12 protein-coding genes are annotated in these 12430 nt (G+C 73.4%); 7 read left to right on the top strand and 5 right to left on the bottom strand.

Annotated features, from left to right (window positions below):
• Position 1 precedes the first annotated feature (1 nt).
• Positions 2-736 (top strand): siderophore-interacting protein, encoded by a 735-nt coding sequence (locus ACWDYJ_RS19790; protein WP_451566855.1) that lies wholly within the window; start codon positions 2-4, stop codon positions 734-736.
• A 24-nt stretch (positions 737-760) separates the two neighbouring features.
• Here the strand turns inward: ACWDYJ_RS19790 and ACWDYJ_RS19785 are convergent, their stop codons facing one another.
• Both ACWDYJ_RS19785 and ACWDYJ_RS19780 read right to left on the bottom strand, forming a co-directional pair.
• Positions 761-1312 carry a DinB family protein gene (locus tag ACWDYJ_RS19785; protein ID WP_451566854.1) on the bottom strand — a complete coding sequence of 184 codons (552 nt, stop codon included), beginning with the start codon at positions 1310-1312 and terminating at the stop codon, positions 761-763.
• Between the two features lie 107 nt (positions 1313-1419).
• Complete coding sequence (locus ACWDYJ_RS19780; protein WP_451566853.1) at positions 1420-2199, bottom strand: GNAT family N-acetyltransferase; 780 nt, start codon at positions 2197-2199, stop codon at positions 1420-1422.
• A gap of 64 nt (positions 2200-2263) precedes the next feature.
• Between ACWDYJ_RS19780 and ACWDYJ_RS19775 the strand changes: the two genes are divergently transcribed.
• The 6 genes from ACWDYJ_RS19775 (at position 2264) to ACWDYJ_RS19750 (ending at position 9767) form a co-directional block, all read left to right on the top strand.
• Positions 2264-2695 (top strand): signal peptidase I, encoded by a 432-nt coding sequence (locus tag ACWDYJ_RS19775; RefSeq protein WP_451566852.1) that lies wholly within the window; start codon positions 2264-2266, stop codon positions 2693-2695.
• A gap of 125 nt (positions 2696-2820) precedes the next feature.
• Positions 2821-5058 carry an MMPL family transporter gene (locus tag ACWDYJ_RS19770; protein ID WP_451566851.1) on the top strand — a complete coding sequence of 746 codons (2238 nt, stop codon included), beginning with the start codon at positions 2821-2823 and terminating at the stop codon, positions 5056-5058.
• 27 nt (positions 5059-5085) lie between these two features.
• Positions 5086-5646, top strand: a complete 561-nt coding sequence (locus ACWDYJ_RS19765) for a GNAT family N-acetyltransferase (RefSeq protein ID WP_451566850.1) — start codon at positions 5086-5088, stop codon at positions 5644-5646.
• Positions 5647-5734: 88 nt separating this feature from the next.
• Complete coding sequence (locus ACWDYJ_RS19760; protein ID WP_451566849.1) at positions 5735-6295, top strand: hypothetical protein; 561 nt, start codon at positions 5735-5737, stop codon at positions 6293-6295.
• Between the two features lie 167 nt (positions 6296-6462).
• Positions 6463-6633: a hypothetical protein gene (locus ACWDYJ_RS19755; protein WP_451566848.1), complete on the top strand. Its 171-nt coding sequence runs from the start codon at positions 6463-6465 to the stop codon at positions 6631-6633.
• 80 nt (positions 6634-6713) lie between these two features.
• A complete protein-coding gene (locus tag ACWDYJ_RS19750; protein WP_451566878.1) occupies positions 6714-9767 on the top strand; it encodes a helix-turn-helix transcriptional regulator in 3054 nt (1017 codons plus the stop codon).
• On the opposite strand, the gene ACWDYJ_RS19745 is transcribed toward ACWDYJ_RS19750, so the two are convergent.
• From ACWDYJ_RS19745 to ACWDYJ_RS19735, 3 genes are all read right to left on the bottom strand, one after another.
• The gene (locus tag ACWDYJ_RS19745) at positions 9764-9934 is read right to left on the bottom strand and encodes a DUF6191 domain-containing protein (RefSeq protein ID WP_451566847.1); all 171 of its coding nucleotides are present in this window, start codon (positions 9932-9934) and stop codon (positions 9764-9766) included. The two genes, ACWDYJ_RS19750 and ACWDYJ_RS19745, sit on opposite strands and share 4 nt — an antisense overlap.
• A gap of 49 nt (positions 9935-9983) precedes the next feature.
• On the bottom strand, positions 9984-11246 hold the full coding sequence (locus ACWDYJ_RS19740; RefSeq protein WP_451566846.1) for a PQQ-dependent sugar dehydrogenase: 1263 nt from the start codon (positions 11244-11246) through the stop codon (positions 9984-9986).
• 138 nt (positions 11247-11384) lie between these two features.
• Positions 11385-12392: an aldo/keto reductase gene (locus ACWDYJ_RS19735; RefSeq protein ID WP_451566845.1), complete on the bottom strand. Its 1008-nt coding sequence runs from the start codon at positions 12390-12392 to the stop codon at positions 11385-11387.
• Positions 12393-12430: the final 38 nt, after the last annotated feature.

Here is a 12430-nt window from a genome sequence, read left to right as displayed (position 1 = left end):
CATGGCGGTCGGCAAGGGCTGGGAGGGCGTGGTCCTCAAGCTGCTTCGCGGCAAGGACTTCACGTTCACGGTGACGGCGGTGGAGGAAGTCACCGAACACTTCCGGCGGATCCACTTCACCGACGGCGGGCTGCTGGCGGCGGCCGGGGAGTCACCGCACCCGACGATGTGGGTGCGGGTGTGGTTCCCGGGCGCGGGCCGGCCGCACCAGCGGGCCTACACGCTGGTGGACCCGGACCGGGCCGCCGGGACCTTCGCCTTCGAGTTCGCCCTGCACGACGGACTCGCCAGCCAGTGGGCGCGCGACGCCGAGCCCGGCGACACCATCGAGGCCACCGTCCAGGGCACGGGCTTCACCGCGCCGCGGCCGGAGCCGGAGCGGCTGCTGGTGATCGGCGACGCGGCGTCCCTGCCGGCGATCAACTCCCTGCTGGACGCGTACCCGCGGACCCCGGCCACGATCTGGTTCGAGACGCAGCACGCCTCCGACGCCGGGCTGCCCCTACGGGCGGACGCGGACCGGCACGACGTCAGGCGCGTCGAGCGGAGCGGGGCGGCGCTGGCCGAGCGGGTCAGGGCCGAGCTGCCGGAGCTGGTCGGCCTCGACGCGGCCTCGGCGTACGTCTGGCTGGCCTGCGACGCGGCGACCACGCGCGCTCTGTCCTCGTACCTGCGCAAGGAACTGGCCCTGCCGAAGCAGCGCGTGAACGCACTGGGGTACTGGCGCGCCGCCTGAGGCCTTCCTGGAGCCTGGCTGAGGTCAGGCGCCGGTGGCGCCGTCGATCGCCTCGCGCAGGAAGTCGGCGTGGCCGTTGTGGCGGGCGTACTCGTGGATCATGTGCAGCATCACCAGGCGCAGCGAGGCGTCCTGCTCCCACTTCGCGACGTACGCCGTGACGTCGAGGGACTCGGCGGCCGCCTCGACGCGGCGGGAGTGCGCGACCTCGGCCTCCCAGGCGGCGAAGGCCTCGGCGCGGGTGGCGGAGGAGGCGTCGTAGGCGGCCTGGAAGTCGTGGTCGGCGGACCACAGATGCGGTACGTCGGCGCCGCCGAGGGTGCGGCGGAACCAGTGGCGCTCCACCTCGGCCATGTGCCGGACCAGGCCCAGCAGGCAGAGCGTGGACGGCGGGGACGCCCGGCGGCGCAGGTCGGCGTCACCGAGGCCTTCGCACTTCATGGCGAGGGTGGCGCGGTGGAAGTCGAGGTAGGCCCGCAGCGTCTCCCGCTCCCCGCCGGTGAGCGGCGGCCCGACCCGGTGCGCGGCCGCGTTGCCCGCAGTGTCGGTGGGGGTGGTGTGCTCCGTGCTGTCCATGGGGTGATCCTGCCCTGGCCTCCCGGTCGGCGGAAGCCGTTTCGGTGAGCGCCACCGCCGCGCGGCCACCGGCGGCCACCGGCTCCGGTCCGCCCGCCGGCGCAGGATCAGCCCTGCCAGACGTACGGGACCGTCACCCCCAGCACCCCGAACCCCAGGCGTTCCAGGATCGGCCGGCTGTCGTCCGTGGCGTCCACCTGGAGGTAGGGGATCCCCCGCTGCGCCGCCACGCGGGCGCGGTGGGCCACCAGCAGGCGGTAGATCCCCCGGCCGCGCCACTGCGGGTCGGTGCCGCCGCCCCACAGACCGGCGAAGGACGTTCCCGGCCGCATCTCCATCCGGGCCGCGCTCACCGGGACGTCCCCGGCCATCGCCACCACCGCCTCGATGCTCTCCGGCTCGTCGCGCAGGAGGCTGAGCATCAGCTCCCGGACGACCGGCCGCTCGGTGGCGAACGCCCGGGCGTGGACCTCCATCATCAGATCCACTCCGGCCTCGTCCGTCACCACCCGCAGGGTGATCCCCTGCGGCGGCTCCACCGGCAGGGTGGCCAGGTCCGCCGTCCGTGCCACCAGCAGCGTCTCTGCCGGCTCCGGCACGAAGCCCGCCGCCCGCAGCCGGTCCCCGAGGTCCGCGGGGCGGTCGTGGGAGTACAGCTTCCACTCGAACTCCGCCCCGAAGTGGGCCACCTGCGCCGCGATCTCGGCGTCCGCCGTCTCCTCGTCGAGGTCCGACCAGAGCACGCCGTTCCAGCCGAGGCCGGGCACGGTCTGCCGTACGACGGCTCCCACCCGCTCCACGCGTGCCTGCGGCGCGTCGGGCTGCGCGTCGCGGCGCATCTGCGCGTCGTAGCGGGCGCGTGCCGTCAGCAGTTCGTCTTGATCCATGGCTGTCATCGGCTCAGCTGACCAGGTGGCGGAGCGCCGCCACAACTGCATTAACCTCACCCCCGTGAACGACGACTCCGCCATCTACACCGGCAAGGCCACCCCCGACGCCGCCGCCGACCGGGGCTGGCTCCTCGGCCACTTCAAGTCCCCCGGCGATCCCCGCCACAGCGAGGACGTGGAGATCAAGTGGGGCGTCCACCCCAAGGGCGAGGAACGCGAGCGCTGGGTGACCGGCGAGGAGCGCACCGCGCTCCAGGTTCTGATCAGCGGCCGGTTCCGGCTGGAGTTCCCCGGCCGCACCGTGGTCCTCGCCGAGCAGGGTGACTACGTGGTCTGGGGGCGCGGGGTCGACCACTCCTGGTACGCCGAGGAGGACACGGTGGTGCTCACCGTCCGGTGGCCCTCGCTCCCCGGCTACCGGGCCGACCAGCCGCCTGTGACGATGCACACGAAACGGGCCAACGATCACGAAACGCTGAGATCGTATCTTTGAGGTGTAGATCACCCGTGCCGCCCCGGGGCGATCCCTCGGAACGCCGGCCGGGCCTTCACGCGTTCAAGCGTTCTTTACGTCGGGCTGTTCCCGGTGAAGATCCGAACCACCAGGGAGCACGTCCGTTGGCAGCAATCGCACGGTGGTGCATGCGGCACCGTCTGGTCACCGTCCTGATCTGGCTGTTCGCGCTCGGCGGGACCGCCGCGGCGGCCACGGCCGCCGGCACCTCCTTCTCCAACGACTACGAGGTCCCCGGCACGGAGTCCGGCCAGGCACACGCCCTCCTGCGCGACGGCTTTCCCGGCCAGGGCGGTGACACCGACACCGTCGTATGGCGGACCCCTGACCACCAGACGGCCCGGGCGCCGGACGTCGAGCAGCGCATGACCCGTGCCCTGCACGCCATCGCCGCACTCCCCGGCGTCGGATCGGTCGCCGGCCCGTACGGCGCCGATCCCGAGAGCGCCGCGCGGATCAGCCGCGACGGGCGCACCGCCTACGCCGTGGTCACCTTCGACCGGGCGGCCGACTCCGTACCCAAGGCCCAGGCCCAGGCCGTCGTGGACGCCGCGAAGAACGAGGCCACCCGGGCCGACGGGCTCCAGGTCGAACTCGGCGGCCGCGCGATCGGCCTGACGGAGGCACCCAGCGCCCACCTCGCCGAGGTGATCGGCGTCGCCATCGCCGCCCTGGTCCTCTTCCTCGCCTTCGGCTCGCTCGCCGCGAGCCTGCTGCCCATCGCGACCGCCCTGGTCAGCGTCGGCAGCGCCTACTTCGGCATCACCCTCCTCGGGCACGCCATGCCGGTCGCCGACTTCGCCCCGATGCTCGGCACCCTCGTCGGTCTCGGCGTCGGCATCGACTACGCCCTGTTCATCGTCACCCGGCACCGCAAGGGACTGGGGCGCGGGCTGGCGGTCGACGAGGCCGCCGAGAGCGCCGTCTCCACCACCGGCCGGGCCGTCGTCTTCGCCGGAGCCACCGTCTGCATCGCCCTGCTCGGCATGCTGGTGCTGCGGCTGAAGTTCCTCAACGGGGTCGCGGTAGCCGCCTCCCTCACCGTGGTCCTGACCGTGGCCGCCTCGGTGACCCTGCTCCCCGCCCTCCTCTCCTTCATCGGCATGCGCGCCCTTTCGCGCCGCGAGCGCCGCAAGCTCGCCGCCGAGGGCCCCCGGTCGGAGCCGCCCACCGGCTTCGCCGCCCGCTGGTCGGCCTTCGTCGAGCGCCGCCCCAAACTGCTGGGCGCCTTCGCCACCCTCGTCATGGTCGTCCTGGCGCTGCCCACGCTCTTCCTCCACCTCGGCACCTCCGACCAGGGCAACAACCCGGCCGCTTCCACCACCCGCAAGGCCTACGACCTGCTCGCCGAAGGCTTCGGGCCGGGGACGAACGGCCCCCTCACCGTCGTCGCCCGGGTCGACGGCGCCGGCGCCCGGGTCGCGGTCGACCGCCTCGCCGAGGCGCTGCGCCGCACCGACGGCGTCGCCTCCGCCGGCCCGGCCGTCTTCAACCGGAGCGGAGACACCGCCGTCCTGACCGTCGTACCGGACTTCGCGCCGCAGTCCCGGGCCACGAGCGAGCTGGTCGACACCCTCCGCGAGGACGTCATCCCGCGGGCGGGGCGCGGCAGCTCGATGGAGGTCCACGTCGGAGGCGTGACGGCCGGTTACGACGACTTCGCCGAGGTGATCGTCGGGAAGCTGCCGCTCTTCGTCGGTGTGGTCATCGCCCTCGGCTGCGCGCTCCTGCTGCTGGCCTTCCGCTCGATCGGCATCCCGCTCAAGGCGGCCGCCATGAACGTCGCCGCCGTCGCCTCCTCCTTCGGCGTCGTCGTCGCGATCTTCCAATGGGGCTGGGGCAGCGAAGCGATGGGCCTGGGCAGCGCCGGGCCGATCGAGCCCTTCCTCCCCGTGATCATGGTGTCGGTGCTCTTCGGACTGTCCATGGACTACCAGGTCTTCCTGGTGAGCCGGATGTACGAGGAGTGGCTGGCGACCGGGGACAACCAGCGGGCCGTCCGCGTGGGCCTCGCCGAGACCAGCCGGGTGATCAACTCGGCGGCGGTCATCATGATCGCCGTCTTCCTGGCCTTCGTGCTCAGCGGCGACCGGATCATCGCGATGTTCGGCATCGCCCTCGCCGCCGCCGTCGCACTCGACGCCTTCGTTCTGCGCACCCTGCTCGTCCCGGCGCTCATGCACCTGCTCGGCGGCGCGAACTGGTGGCTCCCCGCCTGGCTGGACCGGCGGCTGCCCCGTATCAGCATCGAGCCTCCGGAGTGCCGTACCCGTACGCGTGACAGACTTCCGGCGCAGGGGCCGAACGCGGACCACGCGGAGCCGGCCTCGCTGTCCCGCTGACCGGTTACGAGCCGCAAGGAAGCCCGTATGTTCGCGATAGACCTGGCCGACGACGCCCAGCTGTTCCCGCTGGAGGTCTGGCACGCCGAGGAGTTCCTGGCACACATGGACCGCGGCCGCGAGTTCATCGGCCAGTACGTCGGTTTCCCGGACCGCGCCACCGACCTCGACGCGGCGCGGCAGCTGCTCGGCTCGAACGCGCAGAAGGCGGCCGCGGACGGCGCCCGGCTGTACGGCATCCGGGTCGGCGGCACGCTGGTCGGCGGAGTCCTCTTCCCGAGCTTCGACGCCGCCGCCGGCAACTGCGAGGTCGGCTGCTGGCTGGAACCCGCCGCGGCCGGCCGGGGCCTGGTCACCAAGGCCTGCCGGGTCCTGATCGACTGGGCCTTCCAGGTGCGCGGCATGCACCGCGTGGAGTGGCACGTCGCCTCCGGCAACAAGAAGAGCATCGCCGTCGCCGAGCGACTCGGCCTGACCCGCGAGGGTGTCATGCGGCAGAACCACCTCCACCGCGGGGTCCGCCAGGACACCGAGATCTGGGCGGTCCTCGCCGACGAATGGTCCGCGTCCCGCGCCGCCGGAGCCTGACCGGACCGTTTCCCGCCGACCGGCCCGCGGGCGGCGTCCTGCGAGGATTCTCAGGAACCTCTCAGAAACGCCGCCTACGGTGCCCCGCATGGACATCACGAAGACCCCCGCCCCGACCGCCGAGGCGGACGCACCTGAGGACAAGGCGGCGGTGGACACCGCGGCCGACTCCACCGAACTCGTCGATACCGAGTACGACGCGGACCTCGACGCCGAGTTCGACGGCGAAGCGGAGGCCGAGGACGCCGAGAGCGCCGTCGTCGGCGCGGCGGCCGGCGCCGTCGTCGCCGCGGGCCTCGGGCTCGTCGCCCTCAGCGGTACCTGGGTCTCCCGTGTGATCGGCGAGCGCCAGACGCTGATCGGCCAGCTGGACGCGGCCAACGCCACCACCACCCAGGAGAAGATCGCCGCGCTGTACGGCGACGCCTGGCACATGACCGCCCTGGTCAACGGTGTCGTGTCCACCCTGGCCCTCCTCATCGCCGTCTTCGTCCTGGCCCGCCCCGCCTTCGGCGCCCCCGGCCGCACCCTGCCGGCCTGGGTCCGGTCCGTCTCCTGGGCCGCCGTCGCGCTCGGCATCCTCGGCGTCCTGCTCTTCGGCCTCATGTACTTCGACCTCCTCGTCCCCATGCCCACGGCCGCCGAATAAGCACTCCCCGTGGCCGCCTTAGGCCGCCTCCGGGATCCTCGGTCCCGGCCTAAGGCCCCCTGCCCCGAGCAGATGCGGCATGCGCCCGATGCGCCGGCACCCTCTGGGAAGCGAATCTTGGATCACACCGAACGAGGTGCCCGAGAAACGCGACCAGGGAGTACGAGATGTTCGAGTACGAGATGGCCACCGCCCGCCGCGCCGACCTCATCCGCGAGGCCGACCAGTACCGGATGGTCCGGGAGGCCAAGAAGGCACACCGCGCCTCCTCCTCGCGAAGCCAGGAACCCGAGGGGTCGGTGAGAGGGAGCCGCAGCCGCTTCACCCGCGCCGCGTAAGCCGCGCCGCGAACCGCGCGAGCTGACGCGTGATGAGAAGCGCACCGATAAGCAGTGCCGTCGACCCGCACCTCTGTGCGATGCTCGGCGGCGTGGAGACCAGATCTGTCAGCCCGGTGTTCGTCGGCCGAGCCGACGAACTGGCCGTACTCGTCGACGCCCTGACCCGCGCCGCCGACCGGGAGCCGCAGGCCCTGCTCATCGGGGGAGAAGCGGGAGTCGGCAAAACCCGGCTGACCGAGGAATTCCTCAATGAGGCCGCCCGCCACGGCGCGGTGGTGGCCGTCGGAGGCTGTGTGGAGATCGGGGCGGAGGGACTTCCCTTCGCCCCGTTTTCGACGGCCCTGCGCAGCCTGCGCCGTCAGCTCCCCGACGAGCTCGCCGACGCGGCCGCCGGCCAGGAAGGCGAACTCGCCAGGATCCTGCCCGAACTCGGCGAGACCCCCCGCGGCCCGCACGACGAGGAGAGCACAGCCCGGCTCTTCGAACTGACAGCCAGGATGCTGGAGCGCCTCGCCGCCGACCGCACGGTCGTGCTCGTCCTGGAGGACCTGCACTGGGCGGACACCTCCACCCGGCACCTCCTCGCGTACCTCTTCCGCACCCTCGGCAGCGGCCGGCTCGTCCTCATCGCCACCTACCGGGCCGACGACGTCCACCGTCGCCACCCCCTGCGCCCGCTGCTGGCCGAACTGGACCGGCTGCGCACTGTCCAGCGGATCGAACTGCCCCGCTTCAACCGGGGCGAAGTCCGCCGCCAGCTCGCCGGAATCCTCGCCTCGCAGCCCGAGGAAACCTATCTCGACTCCGTCTTCGACCGCTCCGACGGCAACGCCTTCTTCGTCGAGGAACTCGTCGCCTCCCGGCAGAGCGGCTGCCGCACCGGCCTCACCGAATCCCTGCGCGACCTGCTGCTCGTCCGCGTGGAGGTGCTGCCGGACGCCGCCCAGCGCGTGGTGCGCATCGTCGCCGAGGGCGGCTCCACCGTCGAATACCCCCTGTTGCGCGCCGTGGCCCAACTCGGCGAGGACGAACTGATCGAGGCCCTGCGGGCGGCCGTCGGCGCCAACATCCTCCTCGCCACCAGTGACGGCGACGGCTACCGCTTCCGCCACTCCCTCGTCCGCGAGGCCGTCAGTGACGACCTGCTGCCCGGCGAGCGCGCCCGCGTCAACCGCCGCTACGCCGAGGCCATGGAGGCCGACGACTCGCTCGTCCGCGCCGAGGAACGCGTCATCCGGCTGGCCAGCTACTGGTACGCGGCCAACAACCCCGCCAAGGCCCTGCCCGCAGTCCTCGCCGCCTCGGTCACCGCCCGCCGCCGGCACGCCTACTCCGAACAGCTCAGCCTGCTGGAGCGGGCCATGGACCTGTGGGAGAGCGCCCCGGAGGACGTACGCGAGGCCCTGCGCCCGGCGGACTACACCGACGTCTACCCGCCGTGCGGCTGCGACCCGGCCACCACCCCGCTCCAGCGCCTCGACCTGCTGGCCGAGGCCACCGTCGCGGCCCGCTTCGGCGGCGAACGCGAACGCGCCCTGAAGACCAGCAAGCTGGCCCTGCGGATGCTGGAAGAGGACGACGGCGACCCGCTGCGGGCCGCCTGGTTCTGGACCGAGCGCTCCCGGCTGATCGCCAGCCTCGGGCGCGGCGACGGCTGGGAGGAGATCGCCCGAGCACAGGAACTGGTCAAGGGGCTGCCCCCGTCCCAGGTGCACGCCGACGTCCTGGTCCGGGCCGCCGGCTGGGGCATGCTCCACAAGCCCGGCCCCGGAAACCTGGCCGCCGCCGAACGCGCCGTCGAGTACGCGCGCATGGTCGGGGCCGAGGAGACCGAGCTCAACGCCCGCATCACCGTCGGCTGCCTGCTCACCGAATCCGGCGACCCCGAGGCCGGACTCGCCGAGATGCACGCGGTCAAGGACCGGGCCGCCTGCCTCGGGCTCACCCTGATCGTGGGACGGGCACATATCAACCTCACCTCTCAGCTGGAAAGCATGGGCCGGTCACGGGAGGCCGTGGACCTGGCCTTGGAGGGAGCCGAACTCGTCTCCCGGTCACGCCTGTTCGACACCGAGGCCTGGGTCCGCGGCAACATGGCGGAGAGCCTGTACAGCCTCGGCCGCTGGGACGAGGCCGCCGAAGCCGCCCTGCGCACCCTGCGCGTCGGCCAGAGCGCGGCCCCGCGCGGCTCCGCCTCCGCACGGCTGGCCTACCTGGCCCTGGCCCGCGGCGAACTGGCCGAGGCCGCCCAGCAACTCGCCGCCGCCCACAACCACTTCGGCACCCACGACACCCAGCCCCAGCACCGGATCCCGCTCTTCCGCCTGGCCGTCGGAGTGGCCGCGGGCCAGGGCCGCATAGCCGACGTCCGCGCCGAGATGACCGCCGCCGTCACCTACGGATTCCCCCTCGGCCAACACCGCTACGCCTGGCCCCTCCTGCTGGCCGCCGCCTCCGCCGAGGCCGACGCCAGAGGCCTGCCGGTCGCCGACGCCGGCCGGGACGCCGCCCTGGAGGTGCTGCGCACCGCCGCCCGCTCCCTGGCCACCCCGGCCCCGGTGTGGATCGCCCACGCCGAGTACTTCCGGGCCGAGCTGCTCCGCGCCGAGGCCCGGGACACCGTCGCCGACTGGACCGAGGTCGAGGCGGCGATCCGCCCGCTGGAGCGCCCCTACCTGCTGGCCCGTGTCCACCACCGGCTCGCCGAGGCGCTGCTGGCCTCGGGCGGGGACCGCGAGTCGGCCGCCGCCCTGCTGCGCGGCGCCCACGCCACCGCCGACCGGCTCGGCTCCCGCCGGCTGCGCGAGGACCTGGCTCTGCTGGCGCAGCGCGCCCGGCTCCCGCTGACCGCCGACGACACCCGCCCGGCCCCGCCCGCCCCGGACACCGACCCCGTCGAGGCCCTGGGCCTGACCAGCCGCGAGCGGGACGTCCTGCGCCTGGTCGCGACGGGCAGCACCAACCGCCAGATCGCGGAGGAACTCTTCATCTCCCCGAAGACGGCCAGCGTGCACGTGTCGAACATCCTGGCCAAGCTGGGCGTCGCCGGCCGCGGCGAGGCGGCCGCCGTCGCCCACCGCCTGCGCCTCTTCGCCCCGGCCGCCCCCGCGGCCCCGGCGGGCCGCCGTTAGGGCGTCTCCTCGGCGCCCTCGGCCGGGCGTATGAGCACCTTGCCGGAGTCGAGGTCTATCGGACCCCGCCCCGGGTCGCCGTCATTCACGTCGGTCCGGGACAGCTCCAGCCGCTTCTTCTCGTCGTTCGTGTTCTTGCGTCCCGGGCTGAACAGTTCCTCGATCATGTTGAACACCGTGTCCACCGCGCCTTTCGTCCCCTGCCGGGGCCGCCGGTCACCGCACCGTCAGAGTCAGGATCCTGTCGTCGCCCGCTTCCGGCGACCCGCGCCCGTCCGTCTCGCTCGTGACCAGCAGGAGCCTGTCGCCGCCGAGTGACACCACGGTGCGCAGCCGGCCGTACTGCCCCTCCAGGAATGCCTCGGGGTCCGCCACCGGCGCCGTGCCGTTCAGCGGGATGCGCCACAGCCGCTCGCCCTTCAGCCCGGCCATCCAGACCGATCCCCGCGCCCAGGCGATCCCGCTCGGCGAGGCCTCGGCGGGCCTCCACACGGCCACCGGATCGCGCATGCCGGGCTTGCCGGCCTTCCCCTCGGCCTCCGGCCAGCCGTAGTTGGCGCCGGGCTCGACGAGATTCAGCTCGTCCCAGGTGTTCTGCCCGAACTCCGCCGCCCAGAGCCGCTTGTCCTTGTCCCAGGCGAGGCCCTGCACATTGCGGTGCCCGTACGAGTAGACGACGGAGTCGGCCTCCGGATTGCCGTGCACCGGATCGCCGTCCGGCGTCATCCGCAGGATCTTGCCGCCGAGCGACTTCTTGTCCTGGGCCAGCCCCTTGTCCCCGGTCTCGCCCGTTCCGGCGTAGAGCATCTTGTCGGGGCCGAAGGCGATCCGGCCGCCGTTGTGGACGAATCCCTTGGGGATGCCCCTCAACACCGTGTCGGGCGCCCCCAGTTGCTGTCCGGCGGCTCTCTGGTCGTCATAACGCATCCGGGCGATGCGGTTGTCGGACTCGGTCGTGAAGTACGCGTACACCAGCCGGTCCGAGGCGAAGTCCGGGGACAGCGCCAGCCCCATCAGCCCGCCCTCACCGCCCGGATCCACCCCGGGGACTTCGCCGATCCGCGTCACCGTCCCCGTGCCCACCTGGATCCGGCTGATGGTGCCCTGGTCCCGGGAGGCCACCAGCAGGTCCCCGCCGGGCAGTGGGGCCACCCCCCAGGGCGACTCCAGACCCTTGGCGGCCTCGCCCGACACCGTCACGGAGCCCTTGGCGGGCGGCGCGGACGCCTCCGGTGACCCCGATGGCGTCGCCGGGGCCGTCCCAGCGGGGCGCGAGCCCGGCGGGGAGCTGCCCCCACCGGCCTGCCCGCCGCCCGAGGGGGAACAGCCCGCCGCCAGCAAGGTCCCGCACCCGGCCAGCGCGAGCGCCGCCAGCACACCCCGGTGCCGCGCGCGCCCGCCCTCGTACCGCCCCGGCCCACCCGCCGACCCCGCCGGACCCGTCCCAGCGCCGCCCCTGTGGCTCTGCCCGTATCGCATCGTCCTGCTCCCTCTCCCCGCGGTCCTCCGATTCCTGCCCTTCACCTGACTCAACAGCCTCGGCGGCCCGCGAAGTTCCGCCGGTCGTACACTCGATCGAGTGGATGTCGGGACGTTCCCGGCCGCAGCCCCTCCGCCTCAGTCCCAGGCTCCAACCGCCGCCGGCAGCGCCGCTATCTCGGCCAGTTCCCCGGCCGTGAGCCGTACCTGCGCCGCCCGGGCGTTCTCCGCCGCCCAGCACGCCCTCTCGGCCCCCGGCACCGGCACCACGTACGGCCCCTGCGCCAGCACCCACGCCAGCGCCACCTGCGCCGCCGTGACCTGCGGCCCGTGCTGCCGCGCCACCCGTCGCAGCCCCGCCACCACTCCCTGGTTCGAGGCCATCGCGTGCGCCGTGAACCGGGGATGCCGGGCCCGTACGTCCGCGTCCTCGAACCCCTGCCCCGGTGTCAGCGTCCCGGTCAGGAACCCGCTGCCCAGCGGCATCGCCGCCAGCATCCCCACCCCCCGCGCCGCGCACCACGGCAGCAGCTGCCACGCCGCCTGCGGCGACCACACCGACAGCTCCGCCTGCACCGCGGTCACCGGGAACACCTGCTGGACCCGCTCCAGGTGCCGCAGCGTCGCCCCGTACGCCCGGTCCCCGCGCCGCCCCGCGCCCGGCCCCGCCCCGGCGCCCAGGGCGCAGAACCCCAGCGCGCGCACCTTCCCCGCGCCCACCAGCTCGGCCATGGCGCCCCAGGTCTCCTCCACCGGGACGTCTGGATCCACCCGGTGCAGCTGGTAGAGGTCTATGACGTCGGTCCGCAGCCGCCGCAGCGAGGCGTCACAGGCCCGCCGCACATAGCCCGGCCGCCCATCGGCCACCACATGCTGCTCACCCGCCCGCAGCCCCACCTTGGCGGACACGAAGGCATCGGCCCGCCGCTCGCGCAGCACCCGCCCCAGTACCAGCTCATTGGTGAACGGCCCGTACAGATCGGCCGTGTCCAGCAGGTTCGCGCCCAGGTCCAGCGCCGTGTGCACGGTGCGCACCGATTCCTCGCCCCGGCGCAGCGAAGGCGCGTACGCCCAGCTCATGGGCATGCAGCCGAGCCCTATGGCTCCGACCGTCAGCGGTCCCGACCCGATCGACCTGCGCTCCACCCCTGCGTCCCCCTCCCGGTCCGGCCCTCAAACTAACG

The organism is Streptomyces sp. NPDC003042 (assembly GCF_053591315.1).
The sequence above is the reverse complement of the archived record's forward strand: the minus strand, read 5'-3'. Positions and strand labels throughout refer to the sequence as shown.